This window comes from Bacteroides fluxus YIT 12057 (assembly GCF_000195635.1).
GTDB classification, from domain to species: Bacteria; Bacteroidota; Bacteroidia; order Bacteroidales; family Bacteroidaceae; genus Bacteroides; species Bacteroides fluxus.
Genome location: NZ_GL882613.1, coordinates 1 through 24,910, shown reverse-complemented (window position 1 = coordinate 24,910; position 24,910 = coordinate 1). Strand labels below are relative to the sequence as shown.

Genomic DNA, 24,910 nt, shown 5'->3' with positions numbered 1-24,910 from the left:
GTATTTGCCGGATGTAGCGAAGATGTGCCGGACAGCGCAAAGATATATACGCCCTGCGTGAGGAGTCAATAAAAAACAGGTGGGGTATTAAGAGAAAAGTTTCTCGTCATTAGAGGTAAAGTTGTTCTTTGTTATAATAAAACTCTGTTCACAGTGCGCGAATATACATTCGCAGTCTTTGAATACATATCCGCAACCTTTGAATACATATTCGCAGGCTGCGGATAGAGATTTTCACCGGGACGAATGGCGTACGTATAATCTCCTTCCATCAATGCCACGATACCCGGGTTATTCTATCCTGATACCGCCCGAAGACGGTAATTCCGATGCATCCGGCATTGAAGAGAAGGTAAAGGTAGAAGATCCATTTCTCACTGCGGTAATGAAGATTATAGAGGAGAATATGTGTGAGGCGGATTTCAATGTGAAGAAATTGGCTTCGGAACTGAATATGAGTCGGCCGACTTTCTCATTTTATTTTAAACCGCATGGTATAATAAGAACCTTTTCCTATCTTTGCCTTCCGAAAATAGTAACCCGTAAAATTGTAAAGACCTATATGTTTTCCGGAATAGTAGAAGAATGCGCCACATTGGTGGCAATGGTCAAGGACCAGGAAAATGTGCATTTCACTTTCAAATGCTCGTTCGTTAATGAATTGAAGATAGACCAGAGTGTATCTCATAATGGCGTGTGCCTTACTGTAGTCAGCATGACGGATGATACCTATACGGTTACTGCCATGAAGGAGACCCTGGAGCGTTCGAACCTCGGTTTGCTGAAGGTGGGGGATGAAGTCAATGTGGAACGCAGCATGATGATGAACGGCCGTCTTGACGGGCATATCGTCCAGGGTCATGTGGATCAGACTGCAGAATGCATTGATATCAAAGACGCGGAAGGCAGCTATTATTTCACCTTCCGGTATGCTTTTGACAAAGAAATGGCCAAGCGCGGCTATATCACTGTCGATAAGGGATCGGTTACTGTGAATGGTGTCAGCCTGACGGTATGCAACCCCACGGACAATACTTTCCAGGTGGCCATTATCCCTTATACTTTTGAACATACCAATTTCCATACATTCAAGGTAGGCAGTGTCGTCAATCTGGAATTTGATATTATAGGTAAGTATATCAGCCGCTTGGCAAACTGTCAGGCATCACCATCCAACTGATGAATACGGACTTTTTGCAGTTGGCGGCATCTCGCCAAAGTGACCGCGCCTATGACACGGGGCGTGTTGTAGAACCGGAGAAGCTGGAGCATATATTGGAAGCTGCATGCCTGTCACCTTCTGCCTGTAATGCGCAGCCGTGGAAGTTTGTGGTCGTAACGGATCCCGGACTTGCGGCGAAGGTGGGCAAGGCGGCTGCCGGACTGGGGATGAACAAGTTTGCCAAAGAAGCTCCTGTTCACATTCTGGTTGTGGAAGAATCCATGAACATCACCTCTTTTCTGGGAGCTAAAATCAAGGATAAGTATTTTCCGCTGATAGATATCGGCATTGTTGCCGCACATATCACTTTGGCTGCGGAGAGTGAGGGATTAGGCTCCTGCATCTTGGGCTGGTTTGATGAGAAGGAGATAAAAAGGCTTACCGGAATCCCTGCGAACAAGCGTCTTTTGCTTGACATAATTGTCGGTTATCCTGCTAAGGAAAAGCGGAAAAAATCACGGAAGCCGAAAGATAAAGTGATTTCTTATAATCATTATTGATTGGGGTATCAAGGGTGCATGAGCGTTTATATAATGCTTGGAAGAGCATTGCAAGCGTTCTGCACATTCTTATAAGTCCTTGAGCAACACCTTGCTTGCATTTTCGTAATATTCTTCCCGTGCCTGCAACAATGCTTTCCATTGGGCGCTGAATTCATTGTCTTTGTCAATCTTGAAATCCTCGGAGCCGTGTGTGTCCAGCCTGTCCAGCAGTAGGGCAACATTCAGTTTGTTGATGTCCATAGACGGCTGGTAGGCAATATCCTCGCTTTTTTCATCTGTCACTACTTCATGCAGCAGGTTGATTTCCTGTAATTCGTAAAGGGCCTTTTGAGTCAGCCGGATAGGAATCTGGCATTCCTCTGAAATTTCCTCTGCCGTATAAGGAGAATCGTTCTTCTCAAAGCGCTTGGCTATGAGAGACATGATGAGAATGGAAATGAAATCTCGGTAACGGCGGCTGATGTTACGCGTGTCTTTATCGAAACTGAAGTTTCTGATGTTCTGTCCGGCATAGGTCAGTTCGGCACCGAAAAGACAGATAGTCCAGGAAATCTGCAGCCATAGCAAGAACATGGGGAGTGCGGCGAAACTGCCGTAAATGGCATTGTAGCGGGATACCCATAACTGGCTGCTGATATATAGGAACTGGAATGCCTGATGTGCGGTACCTGCAAGGATACCCGATATCAGTGCATGTTTAAGTTTTACTTTCGTGTTGGGCATGAAAACATATAATCCCGTAAACATGAACCATGTCAATGCAAACGGTATGAGTCTGACCAGGAATTTGCCGATAGGAGCCAGCAGGGTAAAATCTTCCACATTTTTCAGCATGGTACTCATGAAGATGGAAATACCTCCCGACAGGACAAGCAGGATTGGTATCAGCAAAAGCATGGAAAAATAATCTGTAATTTTGCGGTACATGCTGCGCGCTTTCTTTACCTGCCAGATGCGGTTGAACGTGATTTCCATATTATTGATCAGGTTGAGCACCGACCACAATAACATCACCAGGCCAACGCCGATGAATATGCCGCTTTTGGTTTGTGACAGATAAGAGTTCACAAACTGAAGGATGACCGTCGTGGTTTCCGTCGGACCACCAAAGCCGCTGATTATCTGGTTTTCCATCAGGTTGTCAAACCCGAATCCGCGTGCAATGGCAAACACGATGGCAAGTATAGGGACAATGGCAAGCAGTGTGCTGTATGTCAATGCGGAAGCTTTGTTGACAATGCGGTCTTTGGTGAATCTGTTGATACAGAGATAAATGGTTTTGATGATATTGTAAACCGAGAAAGTGGTCCGGGTAACTTCATCTTCCGTAATACGCCAGATGTCGTAAGTGAGGAATTTCCAAAGGGCGGCAATACGTTTGTTCATGGGATACGAATTATGAAATTAAAAAAAGCAGTCGGTCTGTAAGCCGGGTTCTGTTCCTTGTTTCACGAAGAATTTTTCATTATTCATTCTTAATTTTTCGTTCATCAAGGCGTCTGTCATTTATCTGAGCCGCATGTCACCATACAGGCTTTAGCGGTCCACCCTCCGACATGGAGCGAGCAGCTCTCATAACGTCGGTTTACATGACCTTACAACTCCCAAGACACACAGCCCTTGTGTCGCCACAAGACTGGTGGGCTCTTACCCCACCTTCTCACCCTTACCGTAACCCGGAGGCTATGGCGGTTATTTTCTTCTGCGTTACTCTACCCTCGCGGACAGCTTTCTGTTAGGAAGTAGGATGCTCTATGTTGCCCGGACTTTCCTCATACGCACAAGGCGCAAGCGACAGACCGACCAACTGCTTTAGGGCGGCAAAGATAGGGAAAATTAATGAAGAATGAAGAATGAAGGATGAAGAATTTAATTTGTGTCACACTTACATGGTGCAGTTGAATTATTCAAGTCAAGTAAATGCCTGCACATGATACTTGTACTGTTAAAACATGTAAATTGTATCTTCCGCGATAAGGGGTGCTTTGTTCCGGGTTGTATTCATTATACAGAGCATTACACATGTACCGGGTCTGATTGTTAGAACAGCTTTCTGCAAATGGATCTATTTTAAATGAATCTTGTAATTAGTCTTTGACTTGTTACTGTGCAAAAAAGAATGAGAATATGCAGCAGGCAGTATCTGAAAATAGTCAATTGACTATAATTATCCCCTTCCTTAATGAGGGAGACGAAATAAGAAATACAGTGCTTTCAATAAAAAGTACCGCTACGGGTAATCCTTGTATTCTTTTAATTAATGATGCCTCTACCGATGGCTATGATTATGAAAGGATAGCAAAAGAAGAAGAGTGTTTGTATATTCTCAATGAAGAGCGTAAGGGAGTTGCCGCTTCGCGGGATTTGGGTATTGGGCTGTGTTCTACTGACTATTTTCTACTCCTCGACGGACATATGCGTTTCTATGAATCCGGTTGGGATGAACGGCTTATAAAGTTATTGCAGAGGCATCCCGAATGCATTTTATGCGGACAAACCAGAAAGTTAGAGAAAGTGGTAGCGGAAATGTTATCAGTCTAGAGCATCGTACATGTTATGGTGCTTATATTGAAATGGGCAGCGATGGACTTTTCAAAACAAGCTGGTGTTATACAAATCCACAGCCTGCCAATAATGATACATGTGTCGAAATCGCTTGTATCCTTGGTGCTGCTTATGCGGGGAGTAAAGACTTCTGGCTTCGTCTTCATGGTCTAAGTGGATTAATGTATTATGGGGGTGACGAAGAGTTGCTAAGCACTAAAGTGTGGAGTATTGGCGGCAAATGTTTATTGGTCAAAGACTGGATGACAGGGCATATTTATCGTTCATCATTTCCTTATGAAGTCCAATCTAAGGAATTATTTTACAATAAATTACTAATTGTCGAGTTGTTTTATCCATATAAGGTAAAACGTAACTTATTTCTTAATATACAGAAACAATGCCACACCGCTTTTGAAGAAGCCTATGAATTGTTGCGTAAGAATTATTCTTTTGTCAAGGAGGAGAAAATGTATTGGAGGTCTATATCTAAACGGCCGATAGATGATTTTGTCCAGAGAAATATTGATTTAGAGCATTCATGCACTAGTAAATAAACTAATTATTAACTTTAAATTTATTATTCAAATGAAAGATTTACAGAAAAAAACAGAGTTTGTGCGAAGAGTTGAACATGAACTTTGATGAAGTAAACGAATTGTTTGCTGAAGAAACATTACAGAGTATGCAAATGGCTAAGATTGTGGGAGGAGGTACTGATGGTGGTCTTATTAAAAGTATATATGAAATAATATCAAAAGCAAATACTGTGATTGAGGCTTGGGAGAATATTAAAAAATATATATTTGAAGTACCGACAAAAGATCCTGATATGTCGGGAGGTACACCAATATACGACAACGGTACAATTAAAATACCTGAAGGGACTATAGAATTTACAGCTGACTCCATTACCATTAGAGGTGCTTTTGGAGTAAAAATACTTATGGGACCCACGCCAATTCCTCAACCTACTCAATACAAATAAAAATATATCCAAAATCACTACTGTCCCGTAAAAGTGGATAAATAGTTCTTTGAAATAATTGAAATATAGTCGATTAAGTGGCGTTTTGAAATGAAACGGATTTGAAATTCTATTTTTGCAGCTATAACGATGGCTGCATATGAATCAAGATCAATACGTTTTTTCTCAACTTTCCACTTTTTTGAACAGAACTCAGTTTAACAACTATGTTCGTAAGTACGATGGCAACCGTTATGTGAAGCATTTTACTTGCTGGAACCAGTTACTTGCAATGATGTTCGGTCAACTCAGTAATCGTGAAAGTCTTCGTGACTTGATTATAGCTTTGGAAGCTCATCAAGGAAAGCGTTATCATTTAGGGTTGGGTCGTGAACCCATTGCCAAAACCACGCTTGCATCAGCCAATCAGAATAGGGATTGCAGAATCTTCGAAGACTTTGCTTTCTACATGATGAAGGAAGCATGTGAAAAACGAGCTACTAATATCTTGGATATTCCAGGAAGAAAGTATGCGTTTGATTCCACTACGATTCCTTTATGTCTGGCTACATTCCCTTGGGCGAAATTCCGTAAGAAGAAAGGTAGAGTTAAAGCTCATGTCCTTTATGACATAGAAGCACAAGTCCCTGCCTTTTATACAGTAACGACAGCATCCAAACATGATTCAACTGTAATGTCTGCAATTAATTATGAACCAAATGCCTATTACATATTCGACAGGGCGCATGACTCGTTTAAGGAACTTTATCGGATTCACCTTACAGGTTCTTTCTTTGTAGTCAGGGCGAAAATCTAAAGTGCAAGTTCTGTAAATGGAAGCGTAGAATGCCGAAGAATATCCTTTCTGATACGGAAGTGAAACTGATTGGGTACACCTCTGAAAAGAAGTATCCTGAATCATTCAGAGCCATCCGCTTCTATGATGAAGAGGATGAACGTGAATTCACTTTCCTGACGAATGCCAAACACATATCTGCACTTGATGTTGCCAATCTTTATAAAAAAAGATGGCTCGTGGAACTGTTCTTCAAATGGTTAAAACAGCACCTCAAGATAAAGAGGTTTTGGGGTACAACTGAGAATGCAGTTCGAATACAGATAAGTGTTGCTATCATCACCTATTGTTTGGTAGCTATTGTCCAACATGATATGCAGCTGAACCGTTCAACTTATGAGATTTTACAAATTCTCAGCATCTCATTGACGGATAAAATACCTTTATAAGATCTGTTCAATAAGACTAATTTCAAGGACGTCAAAGAACAATTTAATCCCTTTTTTCCGGGATTGTTTGATTAATTATTAACTCGTCCCGATTTTAACGGGACACTAATGATCCAAAATCTAAATTATTAAAACTCCCATAGTACGTACATGTATTTTAAATATATACTATCAGTATTGCTATTTATTTCTTGTAGTGAGGCAACAGTTCAGCCTATTTCTGTATGCAAGTTTGAGAATGACGTTCGTTTATATTGTCCTGTAACAATAAACGGGCATACATTTAGTTTTATAATAGATACAGGAGCTGATATGTCGGCTATTGATTATTTCAAAGCAAAAGAAGCAGGCATCCTTCCGACTGACTCTTGTATGAAAAGTATTTCTTTCTATCATTGTGATTGGAAAGGAATAATATACAATATTAAAACAGAGATAAAAATAGGAGATACATTCATGCCTTGTAATCTTACTTTTCTTAATCAAAAGGATGCTCCTGCCCTTGATCTTAGAGAGGGGGATGGTGTTATCGGAATGGATGTCATGTCGCATTTAAACTGGTTTGTAGATCTGAAGAAAGATAGTTTGTGGCTCTCAACTCAAAAGATGGACTATCCCGTAAAATCAGAACCGTCTTTTACTATTGAGATGCTTGAAAATCGAACTGCTTATGTACATATTACTTTATGTGACTCCATAGAACGGAGATTCTTGTTTGATACGGGGTATTCATTAACTAATCCTGTCCAAGATTATAATTTATCTACTGTACTGGTTTTGCCAGATGATTTACTTAATAAATATCTGAATGATACAGCTAGAATGTGTCATATATCTTTCGAAGCTAGAACATGGCTCATTTATGATGATTTGAAAATTCAGAATCTATCACTACCTTATGCGTTGTTGGATAATAATTTGGTAAATAACGGAAACCCCGTGGACTATTTGGGAATTTTAACATGCGAATTTCTTGCTTATTTCGACTATATGGCATACGACAAGGAAAAGAGAAAGATATTTCTCTATAATTATAACAGTGACATAGTGCGAACTAAAGATATGAAGGAAATTTATCATCGGATAAGAAGGGCCTATAAAGAACAAAAGAACTATAATACAATTTTTAAAAGACAACAACCGTGAGAACAACAACATTTGCTATTATTTTAGCCGTCTGTGCACTACTGACTGGCTGTAAGAATTCAACTTCGCTTATACCGGAAGAGGAAAAATTAGTTGGCAAGTATTACACTACTTTATCACATAACTTTGAGAAGATGGATAAAATGTCTGATGCTTCTATGCAGGCGAAAGCTGAAATATACAGTCGATACAACTCTGATAGAACATGTCATTCGGAGGGAATTGTTTTGTTGGTAATCAGTTTAACAGAATTGAAGGGATTTTGTTTATCCATGGAATTCAAGCTTACTACGGAAGGAACTTGGAAAATAGAGGATGGCTATATTAAAGAAAAGACGAATCCTGAGAATATTAAATGGACATTTGTTAAATCGAATGCTGATAACAAAGTATCCGAAACGCTTGTGAAGGCGATAAAGACACTCTTCTATATGGAGTCTTTCAGTTTGAAGGAATCTATTATGCAAGCCGGTGATGCTAAAATAGTAGAATTTACCGATGAAAAACTTGTCGTAGAACAGGAAGGAGAACAAATGACCATGACTAGAATTGAATAGCCCATGTATAAGCAGAGCAACTATAATTATTTTGTTCCTTACAAAGAGGAGAAGTTTATATACTATAATGCGCTCACTCGCAACAGTTTTACCATGAGTAAGGCAGAACATGAGCGTATTCAAATAGAGTTTGCTGATCCTATTAGTTTTGAATTGGGATTTCCAACAGTCTTCCGGCATTTCAAAGAATGTGGGTTCTTTGTAAAAGAGGGAATAGATGAAATTGCTAATCTGCGCTTCAAATATAATAAAGAAGTTGTTTATTGTTCGGATGTTCATATCACTCTTTGCCAGAATAAAGAAGTGCAAAGCATGGAACTGCTGGTTGTTGCAATACAGAAACATCTTTTTGATATAATAAATACAATTCATCCTCCTACGTTGCATTTAGATTCTACTGAAGAAAAAACTTTAAGTTTTTATGAGGAGGTTTTCACTCCTGTAGCTGCTTATGTTGAAAAACAATGCAAACAGAATGGTATCTCATTCAGACAACAAGAAGCAAAAGAAGTAGGTGATGATAAATGTTGTTCGCTAAACCTACCACGCTTGTATCGATATGTGATACTAAATAATGGAGATGTTTATAGTGGTGAGCCTGGAAAAAAAGATTCGGAACTTTGGGGAAAATTGGCAAACGACGGTACAATAGAATGGGATGAGCAGCAACGTGAACAAGCGTTGAGTGTACCATGGTTTGAGACTGAAAAATGCCGTCGTTGCAAGCATTTATATCTTTTCTCGCCCATTTGTTTGCGAGTCATTAACAGTAAAAGAGGAAGGTGCTTTCAAGACTTAGGGGTTGTTACCCCCGAGGAAATGATTGTGAAAGAATTTGAGGAGAAAAATGCATGAAAAAGTTCCCTTTATACCGACAATTGGATTCTGCGGATTGTGGTCCTTCCTGCTTGCGAATGATTGCACGATTCTATGGGCGAAATTTTGAACTGGGTTACCTACGCGAATTGTGCTATGCCAGCAAGAATGGTGTTCCGCTGCTAGGAATCAATGATGCAGCCGAGTATATTGGTTTTCGTTGCACAGCCGTAAAAAGCTCGTTCGGTCGATTTGCGGAAAAAGCAATTCTCCCTTGTATTGTACATTGGCGAGGATATCATTTTGTTGTTGTATATAAAACTAAGCTTAAGAAAGATAAGCAAGGCAAATGGAGTGGGTATATTTATGTAGCCAATCCTGCTTTTGACTGTGTAAAATACACAGTAGAAGAATTTCTGAATGGTTGGATTTCCGACCGCAAAGATGGAGAGGAAAAGGGAACCTTCCTCCTTGTTGTTCCTACACTAGCCTTCTTTCATCCTGACGCGCATGCGGAAAGTAACAATAAAGTTAAATTGCTGTATTTCTTCAGTTACTTAAAACCCTATAGAAGGTTATTCTATCAAGTCTTTTTAGGAATGGCTTTAAGTATGTTGTTCTCATTCATATTTCCTTTCTTATCCCAATCTGTGGTTGATTTGGGCATTATGAATAGTAACTTGAATTTCATTTACTTGGTTCTTGCTGCTCAATTGATACTATCGTTCAGCGAATTGGGAATTGGATTTATACAAAGCTGGATATTCCTACATGTAATATCAAGAGTCAACATAGCATTGGTTTCTGATTTTCTGGCCAAAATGTTGAAACTCCCGATCAACTTCTTTGAGTCTAAAAATACAGGTGATATCATGCAGCGTATAGGTGATCATTCACGCATACAAAGTTTCTTTACTTCAACAACTCTTGGCACAGTGTTTTCTTTTCTCAATTTCTTTGTTTTTTCCATTATTCTTGGATATTACAATTTATACATGTTACTTGTTTTTATTATGGGGCATGCATTGTATGTAGGTTGGGTAATGCTTTTTTTAAAGATAAGGAGAGAATTGGACTTTAAACATTTTGAACGATCTTCGAGAAATCAATCCAGTTTGATTGAAATTATTACTGGAGCCGAAGAAATAAAACTTTATGGATGTGAACAGAGAATGAGAAATAAGTGGGAAGGTATTCAAGCCGACCTGTTCCATTTAGAAATCAAAGGGTTGTCTGTCAGCCAAATCCAATCAACCGGTGCTTTTTTTTTATCCAACGTCACTAATATTATTTTGTCCGTATTCTCGGCCTATTTAGTTATCAACGGAAATATAACTTTGGGTATGATGATGTCTTTGTCTTATATTATAGGGCAATTGAAGGGGCCGGTTTCTTCCTTTATTGGCTTTGTTCATTCTTACCAAGATGCCAAAATGAGTTTGGAACGACTAGGTGAAGTTCACTTTCAGCAGGATGAGGACCAGACTGATGAATTGCGGATTCCGGAACTGCCTAAAGTTAATAGGAATATATTTTTAAAAAATGTCACATTCGGTTATTTAGGAGAAAAGATTGCTCCTGTTTTGAAAAACATATCAATAAGCATACCACATAATAAAATTACAGCCATAGTAGGTGAAAGTGGAAGTGGAAAAACCACTTTGATAAAACTATTATTAGGATATTATGAACCACAATATGGCGATATTTTCATAGGCGATACTAACCTAAAGAATCTCAATGCCAAATATTGGCGTTCAAAATGTGCAGCTGTGATGCAAGATGGTTCTCTTTTCTCGGCAACTGTAGCCGAAAATATAGCTATTAGCGATGCTCGTATTGATAAAGACAAGTTGTATTGTGCTGCTAATTCGGCCAATATACATGAATTTATAGAGCAGATGCCTTCAGCCTACAATACCAAGATAGGGCCGGAAGGATGTGGGGTGAGTCAAGGACAAAGACAACGCCTGCTCATAGCACGGGCTATTTACAAAGCTCCGGAGTTTATATTTTTTGATGAAGCTACAAATGCCCTTGATGCTAATAATGAAAGAAAGGTTATAGAAAATATGTATCACTTTTTCAGCGGAAGGACCTCTGTCATTGTGGCACACCGCCTTAGTACTGTAAAATATGCCGATCAGATTATTGTATTAAAATCGGGTGAGGTAGCCGAGATAGGAACCCATCAAAAGCTGTTGGCATCGAAAGGTGTTTACTATAATCTGGTTAAAAATCAATTGGAGTTATAGATATGAGTGAGTTAAAGAATAAAAAGATTGAATTAAGACATGAAGCTATCCAGGAGTTATTAGGGACTCTTCCTGGATGGCTTATCAGGTGGGGAATAACTCTTTTTTCTTGTATTCTAGCTCTGCTTGTGTTAGGAAGTTATTTCTTCAGATATCCTGAAACGGTGAAAGCATCCATCACCATTACTACAGAACACCCTTCTGTATGGATTGTAGCAAAAAGTTCTGGCAATATAGATTCTATTTATGTGAAAAATCATGATTTCATAAAAAAAGGAGACCTAATTGCCGTTATCCATAATACGGCACACATTGATGACATTGAAAAATTGAATGAAGCATTAGACTCTATTCGGAAGTTTATAGTTTCATTTGCAATAGAAGATATATATGTACCTCAACAGGAGTTGAAAGTAGGTGAGTTGCAAAAAGACTATGCACAACTTGTCAAACTATTGAATGATTATCTTGTTTTTGTAAAAAATAATATTCATGAGATAAAAATAGCTTCAATGCAAAAAGAATTGGCTGAGCAAGAAAAACTGGTACGCCAAGCCCAGAAGCAAGTTGATTTGTATTCTCAATATTCTATTATCAATAAAAAGCAGTACCAACGCGACTCTATTCTGTTTTCTAATCAGGCAGCCATGGCCATTGAAAAAGAAGAGTCGGAAATGAAAGTTTTAAATGGAAAGATACAGTTAGAGCAAGTTAAGCAAAATGCTATTCAAGGGAATATTTCAATTCTAAGACTTAGGCAATCTATTGATGAATATACTGCGGAAATAAATATGCAGAGCGAAAACTACCGCACTAATATTAGAGTTGCATACGAACAATTGCGAAGCTATTTATGGAATTGGGAGCAAACCTATTTGCTTAAAGCACCTTCTAATGGAATTGTTAGTTTTTCTGCTTACTGGGGAAAGGGTCAGCCAATTGCTGTCGGTGAGAAAAGTTTTTCTATTGTACCTCATAACTCGGGAAGAATTATAGGAAAATGTAAAATACCGGTGACTGGTGCCGGAAAGATAAAAAGAGGTCAAAGAGTCATAATCAAGCTTAATGAATATCCTTATATGGAGTTTGGATTACTTGAAGGAGTAGTAGGAGATATATACCTTATCCCTATGGAAAAACAAAGCGCTACGGGTATAGAACGATTCGGAATTGTAGATGTTGCTTTTCCGAAAGCATTGACTAGTATTTATCGCAAGGCAATTCCTTTTCCGGGAGAATTGACAGGCGAGGCAGAAATTGCAGTTAATGAATTGTCTTTATTGGAACATCTTCTTCGCCCCTTCAAATACCTAATCCACAAATGATTATTTTGAGTATAATAGCCCGGCAGATTTTGTTTTTGAAGGTGGTTGTAAAGCCTTATCCGCTGTGATAGATTGACTTATGGCGTAATTTGACTTACAACAGACCGAAAACAAATTCAAAAGGAATTGAAAAAAGCTTTTTGAGGAAAATTCAAACAGGAGTTTAATTCTTAAATTCTCTGAAAATATGTGTCTGTTTTGGAAATATTTTGTAGCTTTGCTAACACTAACAACTCCCAAATCAATATAGTCCATGAAAAACTTATCCTCTGTTTTGGCTTTATTTCTCTTTATTCCCTTTTTTACGTTTGCTTCGGAAGTCGGTGACCGTACTGTTCCTATGGAAGTGACCCAGCTCTCTGACAGTTTGAAACGTGTGTATGCTCCGGACAAGCGTGTGGCTTTGTTCGATGTAGATTATTCTTTTGCCGGTAAAAATGTGATGCTGCGTGGTGTTACAACTTCAGCAGAAGCGAAAGCCGCATTGTTGCAGGGATTGGCAAAAGCAAACTACAAAGTGATGGATTGCCTGCAACTCCTGCCTGATGAAGAAGGCTTGGAAAGTAAAACCTACGGTATTGTAAATGTATCAGTAGCTAATCTGCGTGTAGATCCTGATTTCTCCTCGGAGATGATGACCCAAGGATTGATGGGTATGCCTATCCGGGTACTTCAACGCAATGGCTGGTATCGTATTCAGACCCCCGACAACTACATAGCGTGGGTTCACTCGGTTGGTATTCACCCTGTTACCAAAGCAGAATTGACTGCGTGGAATAATGCAGAAAAAATAGTGGTGACTTCACATTATGGGTTTGTTTATTCCCGGCCTGATCAAAATTCACAAACTGTTTCAGATGTTGTGGCGGGTAATCGTTTGAAGTGGGAGGGAACCAAAGGCGCTTATTATAAAGTGACTTATCCTGATGGCCGTCGTGGTTATATCTCTAAATCCATTTCTATGCCCGAGAAAAAATGGCGTGCAGGTTTGAAGCAAGATGCAGCCGGCATTATCCGTACTGCTCACACATTGATGGGCGTACCTTATCTTTGGGCAGGTACTTCTTCCAAAGGAGTGGATTGCAGCGGATTCATGCGTACCATACTTTTCATGCACGACATTATTATTCCGCGTGATGCATCCCAGCAAGCATACGTAGGCGAGCATATCGATATTGCTCCGGACTTTGGTAATCTGCAACCCGGTGATTTGATTTTCTTTGGACGCAAGGCGACGCCCGACCGTAAGGAACGTGTTGTACATGTAGGCATGTATATAGGTAATAAACGTTTCATCCATTCGCAGGGGGATGTGCACGTCAGCAGTTTCGAACCTGCCGATGAATTGTTTGATGAATATAATCTCGGACGTCTCTTGTTTGCAACCCGTGTATTACCTTATATAAATAAGGAAGCACCGCTGAATACAACAGCTACTAACCCATACTATAAATGGTAGCCGGAACATTGGCAATTAATCATTAAATAGAATACTATATGCAAAACAGAAGAGACTTTCTGAAAACCGCTGCTTTTGCCGCACTTGGCTCTGGTGTAGCCCTTAACGGTGTTTTTGCGGCAGAAGGCAAGGTTCCCGCTTTGTTCAATATCAATAAAAGCGGGATTGTTCCAAGGATGAAGCTACGTTTTTTCCCTTATGAACTGAAACTGCGTCATGTGTTTACAGTGGCTACCTACTCACGTACTACTACTCCGGATGTGCAAGTGGAGATAGAATATGATGGAATCACCGGCTATGGTGAAGCCTCCATGCCTCCTTATTTACAGCATGAGTTAGGTACGATGGATAGCGTGCTGGCTTTCTTAAAGAAGGTACAGGATACTATCGGCCAGTTTTCCGATCCTTATCAACTGGAAGATATTCTGGCTTATATCGACAGCCTTTCTCCCGGGGATGCCGCTGCCAAAACTGCGGTAGATATAGCCCTTCACGATCTTGTGGGTAAGATGCTGCAAGCTCCATGGTACAAGATATGGGGCTTGGATAAAGAAAAAACGCCTTCTACTACATTTACTATCGGCATAGACACCCCGGAGGTAGTGCGCGAGAAGACAAAAGAATGTGCCGGAAAGTTTAATATCCTCAAAGTGAAATTAGGACGGGAAAACGACAAAGAGATGATTGAAACCATACGCTCGGTTACCACCCTTCCGATAGCTGTAGATGCCAATCAAGGATGGACCGACCGGAAGTATGCACTCGATATGATTCACTGGTTGAAAGAAAAAGGCATTGTCATGATAGAACAGCCCATGCCGAAGGAACAATTAGACGATATCGCTTGGGTAACTCAGCAAAGTCCGTTACCGATATTTGCCGATGAATCAGTACAACGCCTGAAAGATGTAGCTGCATTGAAAGGTGCATTTACAGGTATCAACATCAAATTAATGAAATGTACCGGTATGCGTGAAGGTTGGAAAATGGTGAATCTTGCACATGCTTTGGGCATGCGTGCTATGGTAGGCTGTATGACTGAAACCTCTTGCGCTTGTTCTGCTGCCGCCCAATTCTCTCCGGCAGTTGACTTTGCCGACTTGGATGGAAACCTGTTGATTGCTAATGACCGATTCAAAGGAATGGAAGTGGTGAAAGGCAAGATAACGTTACCTGATTTACCGGGTATTGGAGTTGTAAAACTATAATCCTCTCTACTATTATGAAAAAGTTATTATATGCTATTGCCTTGTTTCTTTTGGCTTCTGCCTGTAATACGAAGCCGGCAAGTAAGCCGTATAGTTGGGACGACGATTTACACCAGCGCCTGCTTACAGATTTCTGTATGACAGAAACTCAAGTGAAAGATTATATCCGCAAGTATATTCCTGATGTTACGGATGAACAGATACGCCAATGGGAAGCTTCCAAGGCGTTGGAATGCATGACCTTGGATGGAGAAAAACGCTATTTCCGTAATGCCGGTCCCAATTTGTTCCGTGTGGATTCTGCCTGTTATGATATTAAAATAGCAAAAGAAGGAACCGCTTTAGGAGGCAGCGAAAAAGTGAATATGGAAAACCTGCCCGAGATTATTGCTGCGGTCAAGAAAGAAGGGAAATCCATTGCTGCTCCCAAACGGATGCGTGTCACTTATACTCTGACCGTGGATACCAACGCCGTGCCCGCCGGAAAAATCATCCGTTGCTGGCTGCCGTTTCCCCGTGCCGATCAGGCACGTCAACAGGATGTGAAGTTTATATCTGCCAGTGAGCCGGAATATACCTTTTCGCCCCAAGATTGCCGCCATAGCACTCTCTATATGGAAAAACGTGCCGTGCAGGGAGAGCCTACCGTATTCTCGGAAACCTTTGAATATACCTCCAGCGGTGAATGGTTTGATTTGAAGCCGGAAGATGTACAACCTTACGATACAACTTCTACCTTATATAAAGAATATACAGCCGAACGTGAGAAACATATTATCTTTTCGCCCCGTTTGCGTGAACTTGCTGCCAGATTGACAGCCGGTGAGACCAATCCTTATCTGAAGGCGAAACGCATCTTCCGTTGGGTGAATGACAATTTCCCGTGGGCGTCCGCACGCGAATATTCCACCATCGAAAATATTCCGGAATATGTACTCGATAATCGTCACGGCGATTGCGGGCAGGTCAGCCTGCTGTTCATCACGCTCTGCCGCATCAGCGGCATTCCGGCGCATTTCCAAAGCGGATTCATGATGCACCCGCGTGCATGGAATCTTCACGACTGGGCGGAAGTCTATTTTGAAGGTGTGGGATGGGTACCTGTTGACCAGTCGTTCGGTATCCCCACCTTTGCGCGCAATGCCGATGAGGAGTACTTTTTCCTGGGAGGTATAGACTCCTGGCGTATGATTGTGAATACGGACTATGGCATGCCGCTGGTTCCGGCAAAGAAATATCCGCGTAGCGAGACGGTCGATTTCCAGCGCGGTGAAGTGGAATGGGAGGGAGGCAACCTTTATTTCCCGCAGTGGGACTATCACATGGACATTGATTACCTCAATTATTAGGGTATCATACTTCTCTTCTTTTTTAATTCCTATATGTCAGTCTTTTAACAGTCAGTAATCGTACATAAATGCTAATTTGTCAGTCCTTGCCGTTAACCGCTGTTAAGCCCTAAATATTCACTGTTAAAAGAGAACAAAAAAGAGTGACAGGCGGAATAACTGAACGTTTTTTGTTGTTATTTTAACGTCGAAATGTTAAACGGAATATGAATATTAACAGTTAAAAGAATAAAGATGAATATGAAACAGACAACAAAAAACATCCTTGGAGTTGCGGCTATCGTACTCCTCAGCTCAGGAGTTGCGGGTATTACTACCTATAAGTTGCTGAATAGAGAAAGACCTGCTGCGTTCAGCGAGTTGTTTCAGCAAAATCCTGATAATGTACAATTGGCAGCTTTCCATGCAACGGATGCCCAGCCTGTAGACTTGACACAAGCGGCAGAAAACTCTGTTCATGCGGTGGTTCATATACGTGCTACCCAATTGGGAAAAACGCAGACGGTACAGGGAATGCCCGATATTTTCGATTTCTTCTTTGGAGACGGACGTGGCCAGCAGCGTCAGATACAGACCCAACCCCGTGTAGGTTTCGGTTCCGGTGTCATTATCTCTAAAGACGGATACATCGTGACGAATAACCACGTGGTGGAAGGGGCTGACGAAATTGCTGTCAAGTTGAATGATGAACGTGAGTTGAAAGGCCGTATCATCGGTACGGATCCTGCAACGGATTTGGCTCTGATAAAGATTGAGGGCGATGATTTCCCCACTATCCCGGTAGGAAATTCCGATGCATTGAAAGTAGGCGAGTGGGTGTTGGCGGTAGGTAATCCGTTCAATCTGAACTCTACTGTCACTGCCGGTATTGTCAGTGCCAAAGCGCGTTCCATAGGCGGTGGCGCTGCCAACGGACAGGCTGCCAATATCCAGTCTTTCATCCAGACAGACGCAGCTATCAATTCCGGTAACAGTGGCGGTGCGCTGGTCAATGCGAAAGGTGAGCTGGTGGGTATCAATGCGATGCTGTATTCGCCTACCGGTGCATATTCCGGCTATGGTTTTGCTATTCCTACCAGCATCATGACAAAGGTTATCGCCGACCTGAAGCAATATGGTACCGTACAGCGTGCATTGCTCGGTGTAGTATGTACAGACTTGAATATGGGTCTTGCCGTGGACGAAGAGAATAAGGTTATCAAGGAAATCAAGGAGAAAGCCAAAGAATTGGGTATCAAAGAGGGTATCTGGGTCCGTGAAGTGACTGAAGGCGGTTCTTCTGCCGGTATTTTGAAAGAGAATGATGTGATCATAGCCATTGACGGAAGAAAGATACATCGTTTTGCCGATTTGCAGGAAGAACTTGCCAAGCATCGTCCGGGTGACAAGATCAATGTGACCGTATTGCGTGAAAAGAAAGAAAAGACGGTGGAAATCACTTTGAAGAACGAGCAAGGCACTACGAAAGTGGTAAAAGATGCCGGAATGGAAATCTTGGGTGCGGCCTTCAAGCCTGTATCTTCAGAATTGAAGAAGCAGCTCAACTTAGGTTACGGTCTGGAAGTGACAGGAGTTACCAACGGCAAGATGGCTGATGCCGGTATTCGCAAAGGCTTTATTATCTTGAAAGCCAACGGACAGCCTATGAGAACCGTAGAGGATCTGGAAAAGGCGATGAAGGAAGCACGGAAGTCTCCTGAACAGGGGCTCTTCATTACCGGTATGTTCCCGTCAGGAAAACGTGCAATGTATGCGGTTGATTTGACCCAGGAATAAAGGGGGACGATTACAATGTACGATTTACAGTTCGTGAAGTATGGTTGGAAGTGGTTTTGAAGTAATAGGTATTGGATAATATATAGATAGGTATAATCATTGTAGGATTATATCATAATGCAGCAACTTTCATCCCCCTTGTAATTTGTACATTGTACATCGTTGATAGTCGAAAGGATTGTAATTAAAGCAAACAAAAACGAAAAAGAGGGTGTCGGCAAAATACTTGTCGACATCCTTTTGTTATTAAGGATAAGATATAAATTAGGTGAAAAAGTTAGGATGAGATTGTTGTAACAAAATAAAATGTCGTAACTTTGCAACCCAAATCTGTTTTATAAGAATGAGACAACTAAAAATTACAAAAAGTATCACTAACAGAGAGAGCGCTTCTCTTGACAAGTATTTGCAGGAAATCGGTCGCGAAGACCTCATTACCGTCGAAGAAGAGGTGGAGCTCGCTCAGCGCATCCGCAAGGGTGACCGTATTGCGCTTGAAAAGCTGACACGTGCCAATCTGCGTTTCGTTGTATCTGTAGCCAAACAGTATCAGAACCAAGGCTTGAGTTTGCCCGACTTGATCAATGAGGGTAATTTAGGACTGATCAAGGCTGCCGAAAAGTTTGATGAAACACGTGGTTTCAAGTTTATCAGCTATGCAGTATGGTGGATACGCCAGTCTATTTTGCAAGCTTTGGCAGAGCAGTCACGTATTGTCCGTCTTCCGTTGAACCAGGTAGGCTCATTGAATAAAATCAGTAAGGCCTTTTCTAAGTTTGAACAGGAAAACGAGCGCCGTCCGTCTCCCGAGGAACTTGCGGATGAGCTGGAAATCCCTGTTGACAAGATTTCCGATACGTTGAAGGTATCCGGACGCCACATTTCGGTGGACGCGCCTTTCGTAGAGGGAGAAGACAACAGCTTGCTCGATGTGTTGGTCAACGATGACTCCCCTATGGCCGACCGCTCGTTGGTGAACGAGTCTCTTGCGAGGGAAATTGATAGAGCTCTTTCTACGTTAACCGAGCGCGAAAAAGAAATCATACAGATGTTTTTCGGTATCGGACAACAGGAAATGACACTGGAAGAAATCGGCGACAAATTCGGTCTTACCCGTGAACGTGTACGTCAGATTAAGGAAAAAGCTATTAGAAGATTAAGACAAAGTAATCGTAGCAAATTGCTCAAATCTTATTTGGGATAAATAAGAAATATCAATTTCCGACAAATGGAAGGAATTAAAAAACCGTATGTCTTGGTTAGGCATGCGGTTTTTTTTATATCTTTGTCGCGATTCTTATATTCTTAATTCATAATTCTTAATTCATGAAGTACGTTCGTATATTTTTTGCCATAACTTTGGCTTTCATGTTTTTTTCCTCATTTACTCTCAAAAGTAACGAGAAGCCTGTGTATGCATTCGGTGTAGCTGCTTCTTTCAATGATTCGGTAGTATATTATACGGAGATTCAAGTTCTGGACAGCGTTGGACTGGACAAGGCCGGTTTCCTGCCGAAGCGTGACTTGTATGCTTATCAGCTGAAGAATTATCTGGAATATGATTTAAATAAACCGGACTATACCTGTATGATTTATTTTTCAGAAAATAAAAAGAAACTGGAGAAAGAAGCCTCCAAGATAAAGGGCAAATACAAGAAAGGAAGCGGTTTGGTTCTGCAAGCCGTTGAGCCTTCCGCCTTTACTTTCAAGAAGCCTCAGGAATAAATTCAAGACTGGACCATTAAAATGCAAAGACTATGAACTGTAAATCTTTCTTTTTTGGAATATTGGTAAGTTCTTTATGCTTTCTTTCTTCTTGTGCCGACACCCATGAGACTGTCGTGCCGGTGGAAAGCATCATGTTGGATAAAGAAATGCTTCTCATAGAAGAGAATAAGGATGCGCAGTTTATAGTTACCATAGAACCGTCCGACGCTACTGATAGGCGGATTGAGTGGACATCCGAAGATGGAAGCGTAGCGACCGTAAGCAAGGAAGGAGTCCTGACGGCACTGAAACCGGGAAAAACCACCGTTACTGCCATTGCAAAAGGAGGAGGGGATGCGGTTTCATGTGATGTCTATGTGGCGAAAGGCAAACCTTCCTCCGGTTCGGAACCGGCAGCAAAGCGTACTGTATTGGCCTATGTAGTGGCTGATAACAGTTTGGCGGCTTTGGCTAAAAGCGACTTGGAGGAAATGAAGCGGGGCATGGCTTCCGTTGTGTCCGATTTAATGCACCTGTTGGTCTATGTAGATATGGGCGGTGGAGCTCGGTTGATTGAAATTTCTTCTCAGAATGGAGTTGGCGTGGAGAAAACGATAAAGACTTATCCCGACCGTAATTCTACGGGAATAGCGGAAACTTTGGAAGTTTTTGGTGATGTCTTTGCCAATGAACAGTATAAGTCGGAAAGTTACGGATTGATTTATTGGTCCCACTGTGACGGTTGGATTCCTTATCCGGTACCTTCCACCCGTTGGATAGGGCAGGATACGGGTAATAATAGTGATAACCGCATGAATCTTTCCGATTTCGTGCAAATCATGGAGTATGCTCCCCGCTTTGATTTTCTGATGTTCGACGCTTGCTTTATGCAATCTGTAGAAGTGGCGTATGAACTTCGCAACTATACAGATTATTATATCGCTTCGCCTACCGAGACTCCGGGACCGGGCGCACCTTATGATAAGGTCATTCCTTATATGTTCATGGATGATGCCATTGTAAAGATGGCCGAAGTCTATTTTGACGCCTATAATTCCATTTATAATGGAGGATCGGGCATCAGTAATACTAATTGGACGGGTGGAGTGTCTATTTGCGTTTTGAATACAGCCCGGTTGGAGCAGTTGGCAGCCGTGACCAGGCAAGTTCTGCTTCCGGGAGACACCTCCGGGCTCCGTTCTTCTGTTTTTGATTATGACCGGCGCTCAGGCAGTGGGCACATTGGTTATTACGATATGGTAGCCATGATGCAACATCTTACCGATCCTGCAGGTTTTACTGAATGGAAACAAGTTTATGATGCTGCGGTGGCCTATTGGAATACGACCCCCATGAATTATTCCGCTTTTGCCCGCATGTTTTCGATGGAAGGTAGCAATGGCGTTTCCCACTATATTCCTGCTTCCAATAAGCCTGCCGCACGTAATGCTTATGAGAAGACCGGATGGTATCAGGCAGCAGGACTCTCTAAACTTGGTTGGTAAAGCATATATCCGGCTTTGTAGGTAACACGCGTATTTGCATAAGGTAGATTTCTCTATTTATGCAAATACGTTTTTTTTATCCGTATCTCATGGAATATTATTCAGTTAACATTATTTTCCAATGGAAATTATTTAATATAAGAAATTATTGCTTTATTTGCATCATCAAATTATAAAAAGCTGAATAATTATGAAATATGTAATCATTGGCGGTGTAGCAGGTGGAGCAACCGCTGCCGCCCGACTGAGGAGAGTAGATGAAATGTCCGAAATCATTTTATTGGAAAAAGGCCCTCATATCTCTTATGCGAACTGTGGTTTACCTTATTATATAGGTGGGGTCATAACCGATCGCGAGAAACTGCTGGTGCAAACTCCCGAATCTTTCGGAAAGCGTTTTCGTATTGATGTACGGGTGCAGAATGAAGTGCTTGCCATCCACCCTGCAACTAAAACTTTGACTATACGGCGTGCCGGTGGGGAAGAGTATGAAGAAAGTTACGACAAGCTTTTGCTGTCGCCGGGAGCCAATCCGGTGAAACCGCTACTGGAAGGTATTCATTCCGAAGGCATCTTTACCCTGCGCAATGTGGAAGATACCGACCGTATCAAAGCTTATATAACCGACAATCATGTGAAGCGTGCCGTTGTGGTAGGTGCCGGTTTCATTGGTTTGGAGATGGCGGAAAACTTACACCATGCCGGTGTGGCGGTTTCCATTGTCGAGATGGGGAATCAGGTAATGGCTCCCATAGACTTTTCGATGGCTGCCCACATTCATCAGCACTTGCTGCAAAAAGGAGTATCTCTATATTTGGAAGAGGGTGTCACTCATTTCCGGCGTACCGACCGGGGAATCACTGTTTTCCTGAAGAGCGGCAAGACGATACCTGCCGATATGGTGCTGCTTTCTATCGGCGTACGCCCTGCAACGGCGCTGGCACAACAAGCCGGTTTAAAAATAGGAGAGACAGGAGGGATATGGGTGGACGAGCATTTGGAAACTTCCGTGAAAGACATATATGCGGTGGGTGATGCCATTGAATACCCCCATCCGTTGACGGGCAAGCCTTGGCTGAATTACCTTGCCAATCCGGCCAACCGCCAGGGGCGTATCGTAGCAGATAATATGGTATCCGGCAATACGGTTTCATACGAAGGAGCCATCGGTACCTCTATCGCCAAAGTTTTCGATATGACAGTGGCATCTACCGGGCTTGCTGCCAAGCGCTTGAAGCAGTGGGGGATGGAATATCAGAGTTCGGTGACTCATTCCGCTTCTCATGCCGGTTATTATCCGGACGCTTTGCCACTGACGTTGAAGCTGACTTTCCATCCCCGGACCGGTAAACTTTACGGTGCACAGTGTGTGGGTTACGAAGGTGTAGATAAACGCATCGACCAGATAGCTGAATTGATTAAACACGGGGGTACGGTATATGACCTTATGGAAACGGAACATGCTTACGCACCTCCTTTCTCTTCTGCCAAAGACCCGATAGCCATTGGAGGGTATGTGGCTTCCAATATCATCAGTGGTGCCATGCCTGTTATTTCGTGGCGTGAACTGGTGGAGCAGAAGGACCGGGTGATGTTGATAGATACCCGTACTCCGGAGGAATATTCTTTCGGCACTATTCCGGGGGCAGTCAATATGCCTTTGGATGAAATCCGGGAGCATCTTTCCGAAATTCCTACGGATAAGCCGGTGGTACTATTCTGTGCGGTCGGATTACGTGGCTATCTGGCACAACGTATTTTGATGGGGCGTGGTTATCGCAATGTCCGCAATTTGATTGGCGGTTATAAGACATATTCCACAAGTGTGGCTCCCGTGCCGATATCTTTGGTTGAGCCTTCTTCTTCTGTCGCGCCAGTTTCACCGGAACCGGATGCCTCTTCTGCTTCCACATCTGAAAAAGAAACATTGAAAATCAATGCGTGTGGCTTGCAGTGTCCCGGTCCCATCATGCAGGTAAAGAAAGCGATGGACAGTATCGCTGTCGGTGAACGTGTGGAGATTGTAGCGACCGATGCCGGTTTTGCCCGTGATGCTTCTGCCTGGTGTGATACGACCGGGAACAAGCTGGTTGAGAAGTATGAGGAAAAAGGGCGCTATACGGTTGTGATAGAGAAAGGTGATCCGGATTGTGCTTGCCCTACTAACTCTCATATAGGTGGAGGCAGGGGAAAGACTCTGATTCTATTCAGTGATGACTTGGATAAGGCACTGGCTACATTTGTCTTGGCAAATGGTGCGGCTGCAACGGGGCAGAAGGTGACCGTCTTCTTCACTTTCTGGGGACTGAATGTACTGAAAAAAGTGCAAAAGCCTAAAGTACAAAAGGACATTTTCGGGAAGATGTTCGGCATGATGTTGCCGTCCAGTTCGCTGAAGCTCAAATTATCGCAGATGAATATGCTGGGTATGGGTAGCCGCATGATGCGATATCTGATGAAACGTAAAGGAGTGGATTCACTGGAGTCTTTACGTTCCCAAGCATTGGCACAGGGAGTAGAGTTCATTGCTTGCCAGATGTCTATGGATATGATGGGTATCCGGCGTGAAGAACTGCTGGATCAAGTTACCATAGGCGGTGTGGCAACCTATATGGAGCGTGCTGACAAAGCCAATGTCAACCTTTTCATATAGTAATGACGTTTGAAAGGGAATATTCTTTATTTTTGCACCGCTAAAAACAGGAAACAATATGGATACTTTATGTAAAATCCGTGATATTTATCGGGCAATTGCTGAGTTTGAGGTTCAATTTATGCAGTTGTATGACCTTTCATTGAATGAGGGAATGCTGCTGTGTACCCTGTTGAACCGTCCTAAACTTACTTCCAGTGAGATAGCGGAGGCTTTAGGATTGTCCGCCTCCAACACATCCAAAGTTATTCGTTCGGTGGAAGATAAAAAGCTGATTACCCGTCTCATTGGCAGGGAGGACAAGCGCCAGATGCATTTCGCGCTGACGGTGGAAGGAAAGAGCAGGATTACGGATATCAAAAATGCTGTTTTTGAGATGCCCGAACTACTGCAACAGGTGGTTCGGCTCGTATAGCCGATAAGGCAACTGCCATTCCTGAAAAATAGCTTTTCGGGGATATTGATACCGTGTCTGTACGAAGTTAACATTGTGCAGGCACGGTATTAATATATTGTACTGCACGATATTAACACTTTGTCTGACACGATGTTAATTCCTTGTCTGGCATGACGTTAACTTTATGTTTTTTCCTATCCTTGGCCAATATGGAGATGATATATCCCCCCTTGCAGTTCACCTTGAGGGGGAAATATAGCATTCCTCCATACATCA

At 42.0% G+C, this 24,910-nt stretch carries 20 protein-coding genes, 1 other RNA gene and 1 pseudogene; 20 read left to right on the top strand and 2 right to left on the bottom strand.

The window, feature by feature from the left end:
• Positions 1-562 precede the first annotated feature (562 nt).
• The gene (locus HMPREF9446_RS02945) at positions 563-1,180 is read left to right on the top strand and encodes a riboflavin synthase (RefSeq protein ID WP_039968365.1); all 618 of its coding nucleotides are present in this window, start codon (positions 563-565) and stop codon (positions 1,178-1,180) included.
• Entirely contained in the window at positions 1,180-1,722 is a 543-nt protein-coding gene (locus tag HMPREF9446_RS02940; RefSeq protein WP_009123914.1) for a nitroreductase family protein, read from the top strand. Before HMPREF9446_RS02945 ends, HMPREF9446_RS02940 begins: the two co-directional genes overlap by 1 nt.
• Before the next feature lie 69 nt (positions 1,723-1,791).
• Here the strand turns inward: HMPREF9446_RS02940 and HMPREF9446_RS02935 are convergent, their stop codons facing one another.
• Together HMPREF9446_RS02935 and rnpB are read right to left on the bottom strand one after the other, a co-directional pair.
• Positions 1,792-3,111, bottom strand: coding sequence for a YihY/virulence factor BrkB family protein (locus HMPREF9446_RS02935; protein ID WP_009123913.1), 1,320 nt, complete (start codon positions 3,109-3,111; stop codon positions 1,792-1,794).
• Between the two features lie 23 nt (positions 3,112-3,134).
• An RNA gene (gene rnpB / locus HMPREF9446_RS17845) (RNase P RNA component class A) lies at positions 3,135-3,536 on the bottom strand.
• 316 nt (positions 3,537-3,852) lie between these two features.
• Between rnpB and HMPREF9446_RS02930 the strand changes: the two genes are divergently transcribed.
• The 18 genes and pseudogenes from HMPREF9446_RS02930 (at position 3,853) to HMPREF9446_RS02840 (ending at position 24,652) form a co-directional block, all read left to right on the top strand.
• Positions 3,853-4,266, top strand: a complete 414-nt coding sequence (locus tag HMPREF9446_RS02930; RefSeq protein WP_009123912.1) for a glycosyltransferase family 2 protein — start codon at positions 3,853-3,855, stop codon at positions 4,264-4,266.
• Between the two features lie 32 nt (positions 4,267-4,298).
• Positions 4,299-4,826 carry a hypothetical protein gene (locus HMPREF9446_RS02925; protein WP_009123911.1) on the top strand — a complete coding sequence of 176 codons (528 nt, stop codon included), beginning with the start codon at positions 4,299-4,301 and terminating at the stop codon, positions 4,824-4,826.
• Positions 4,827-4,903: 77 nt separating this feature from the next.
• Positions 4,904-5,257 (top strand): hypothetical protein, encoded by a 354-nt coding sequence (locus HMPREF9446_RS02920; protein WP_009123910.1) that lies wholly within the window; start codon positions 4,904-4,906, stop codon positions 5,255-5,257.
• Positions 5,258-5,396: 139 nt separating this feature from the next.
• A pseudogene (locus HMPREF9446_RS02915) lies at positions 5,397-6,556 on the top strand (IS4 family transposase).
• Positions 6,557-6,631: 75 nt separating this feature from the next.
• The gene (locus HMPREF9446_RS02910) at positions 6,632-7,627 is read left to right on the top strand and encodes a retropepsin-like aspartic protease (RefSeq protein WP_009123907.1); all 996 of its coding nucleotides are present in this window, start codon (positions 6,632-6,634) and stop codon (positions 7,625-7,627) included.
• Positions 7,624-8,184, top strand: coding sequence for a hypothetical protein (locus HMPREF9446_RS02905; protein ID WP_009123906.1), 561 nt, complete (start codon positions 7,624-7,626; stop codon positions 8,182-8,184). Before HMPREF9446_RS02910 ends, HMPREF9446_RS02905 begins: the two co-directional genes overlap by 4 nt.
• Positions 8,185-8,277: 93 nt before the next feature.
• Positions 8,278-9,039, top strand: coding sequence for a hypothetical protein (locus HMPREF9446_RS02900; RefSeq protein WP_148345700.1), 762 nt, complete (start codon positions 8,278-8,280; stop codon positions 9,037-9,039).
• Positions 9,036-11,255, top strand: coding sequence for a peptidase domain-containing ABC transporter (locus HMPREF9446_RS02895; RefSeq protein ID WP_039968360.1), 2,220 nt, complete (start codon positions 9,036-9,038; stop codon positions 11,253-11,255). Before HMPREF9446_RS02900 ends, HMPREF9446_RS02895 begins: the two co-directional genes overlap by 4 nt.
• Positions 11,256-11,257: 2 nt before the next feature.
• The gene (locus tag HMPREF9446_RS02890) at positions 11,258-12,580 is read left to right on the top strand and encodes an HlyD family secretion protein (protein ID WP_009123903.1); all 1,323 of its coding nucleotides are present in this window, start codon (positions 11,258-11,260) and stop codon (positions 12,578-12,580) included.
• Between the two features lie 253 nt (positions 12,581-12,833).
• On the top strand, positions 12,834-14,039 hold the full coding sequence (locus tag HMPREF9446_RS02880; RefSeq protein ID WP_009123902.1) for a C40 family peptidase: 1,206 nt from the start codon (positions 12,834-12,836) through the stop codon (positions 14,037-14,039).
• Positions 14,040-14,077: 38 nt separating this feature from the next.
• Positions 14,078-15,247 carry a dipeptide epimerase gene (locus HMPREF9446_RS02875; RefSeq protein WP_009123900.1) on the top strand — a complete coding sequence of 390 codons (1,170 nt, stop codon included), beginning with the start codon at positions 14,078-14,080 and terminating at the stop codon, positions 15,245-15,247.
• Positions 15,248-15,261: 14 nt separating this feature from the next.
• On the top strand, positions 15,262-16,596 hold the full coding sequence (locus HMPREF9446_RS02870; RefSeq protein WP_009123899.1) for a transglutaminase-like domain-containing protein: 1,335 nt from the start codon (positions 15,262-15,264) through the stop codon (positions 16,594-16,596).
• A gap of 240 nt (positions 16,597-16,836) precedes the next feature.
• Entirely contained in the window at positions 16,837-18,372 is a 1,536-nt protein-coding gene (locus HMPREF9446_RS02865; protein WP_039968364.1) for a trypsin-like peptidase domain-containing protein, read from the top strand.
• Between the two features lie 343 nt (positions 18,373-18,715).
• A complete protein-coding gene (locus tag HMPREF9446_RS02860) occupies positions 18,716-19,576 on the top strand; it encodes a sigma-70 family RNA polymerase sigma factor (protein ID WP_009123897.1) in 861 nt (286 codons plus the stop codon).
• Positions 19,577-19,698: 122 nt separating this feature from the next.
• Entirely contained in the window at positions 19,699-20,097 is a 399-nt protein-coding gene (locus tag HMPREF9446_RS02855) for a hypothetical protein (RefSeq protein WP_009123896.1), read from the top strand.
• Positions 20,098-20,129: 32 nt separating this feature from the next.
• The gene (locus HMPREF9446_RS02850; RefSeq protein WP_039968359.1) at positions 20,130-21,584 is read left to right on the top strand and encodes a clostripain-related cysteine peptidase; all 1,455 of its coding nucleotides are present in this window, start codon (positions 20,130-20,132) and stop codon (positions 21,582-21,584) included.
• Between the two features lie 190 nt (positions 21,585-21,774).
• Positions 21,775-24,237 (top strand): FAD-dependent oxidoreductase, encoded by a 2,463-nt coding sequence (locus tag HMPREF9446_RS02845; protein WP_009123893.1) that lies wholly within the window; start codon positions 21,775-21,777, stop codon positions 24,235-24,237.
• Between the two features lie 58 nt (positions 24,238-24,295).
• Positions 24,296-24,652: a MarR family transcriptional regulator gene (locus HMPREF9446_RS02840; RefSeq protein WP_009123892.1), complete on the top strand. Its 357-nt coding sequence runs from the start codon at positions 24,296-24,298 to the stop codon at positions 24,650-24,652.
• Positions 24,653-24,910: the final 258 nt, after the last annotated feature.

Excerpts from the sequence above, each read along its gene's own strand:
- HMPREF9446_RS02895 (WP_039968360.1), top strand. The coding sequence starts at position 9,036 with ATGAAAAAGTTCCCTTTATACCGACAATTGGATTCTGCGGATTGTGGT.
- HMPREF9446_RS02920 (WP_009123910.1), top strand. The coding sequence starts at position 4,904 with ATGAACTTTGATGAAGTAAACGAATTGTTTGCTGAAGAAACATTACAG.
- HMPREF9446_RS02890 (WP_009123903.1), top strand. The coding sequence starts at position 11,258 with ATGAGTGAGTTAAAGAATAAAAAGATTGAATTAAGACATGAAGCTATC.
- HMPREF9446_RS02860 (WP_009123897.1), top strand. The coding sequence starts at position 18,716 with ATGAGACAACTAAAAATTACAAAAAGTATCACTAACAGAGAGAGCGCT.
- HMPREF9446_RS02840 (WP_009123892.1), top strand. The coding sequence starts at position 24,296 with ATGGATACTTTATGTAAAATCCGTGATATTTATCGGGCAATTGCTGAG.
- HMPREF9446_RS02880 (WP_009123902.1), top strand. The coding sequence starts at position 12,834 with ATGAAAAACTTATCCTCTGTTTTGGCTTTATTTCTCTTTATTCCCTTT.
- HMPREF9446_RS02930 (WP_009123912.1), top strand. The coding sequence starts at position 3,853 with ATGCAGCAGGCAGTATCTGAAAATAGTCAATTGACTATAATTATCCCC.
- HMPREF9446_RS02850 (WP_039968359.1), top strand. The coding sequence starts at position 20,130 with ATGAACTGTAAATCTTTCTTTTTTGGAATATTGGTAAGTTCTTTATGC.
- HMPREF9446_RS02855 (WP_009123896.1), top strand. The coding sequence starts at position 19,699 with ATGAAGTACGTTCGTATATTTTTTGCCATAACTTTGGCTTTCATGTTT.
- HMPREF9446_RS02940 (WP_009123914.1), top strand. The coding sequence starts at position 1,180 with ATGAATACGGACTTTTTGCAGTTGGCGGCATCTCGCCAAAGTGACCGC.
- HMPREF9446_RS02945 (WP_039968365.1), top strand. The coding sequence starts at position 563 with ATGTTTTCCGGAATAGTAGAAGAATGCGCCACATTGGTGGCAATGGTC.
- HMPREF9446_RS02870 (WP_009123899.1), top strand. The coding sequence starts at position 15,262 with ATGAAAAAGTTATTATATGCTATTGCCTTGTTTCTTTTGGCTTCTGCC.
- HMPREF9446_RS02910 (WP_009123907.1), top strand. The coding sequence starts at position 6,632 with ATGTATTTTAAATATATACTATCAGTATTGCTATTTATTTCTTGTAGT.
- HMPREF9446_RS02865 (WP_039968364.1), top strand. The coding sequence starts at position 16,837 with ATGAAACAGACAACAAAAAACATCCTTGGAGTTGCGGCTATCGTACTC.
- HMPREF9446_RS02900 (WP_148345700.1), top strand. The coding sequence starts at position 8,278 with ATGAGTAAGGCAGAACATGAGCGTATTCAAATAGAGTTTGCTGATCCT.
- HMPREF9446_RS02935 (WP_009123913.1), bottom strand. The coding sequence starts at position 3,111 with ATGAACAAACGTATTGCCGCCCTTTGGAAATTCCTCACTTACGACATC.
- HMPREF9446_RS02845 (WP_009123893.1), top strand. The coding sequence starts at position 21,775 with ATGAAATATGTAATCATTGGCGGTGTAGCAGGTGGAGCAACCGCTGCC.
- HMPREF9446_RS02875 (WP_009123900.1), top strand. The coding sequence starts at position 14,078 with ATGCAAAACAGAAGAGACTTTCTGAAAACCGCTGCTTTTGCCGCACTT.
- HMPREF9446_RS02925 (WP_009123911.1), top strand. The coding sequence starts at position 4,299 with ATGGGCAGCGATGGACTTTTCAAAACAAGCTGGTGTTATACAAATCCA.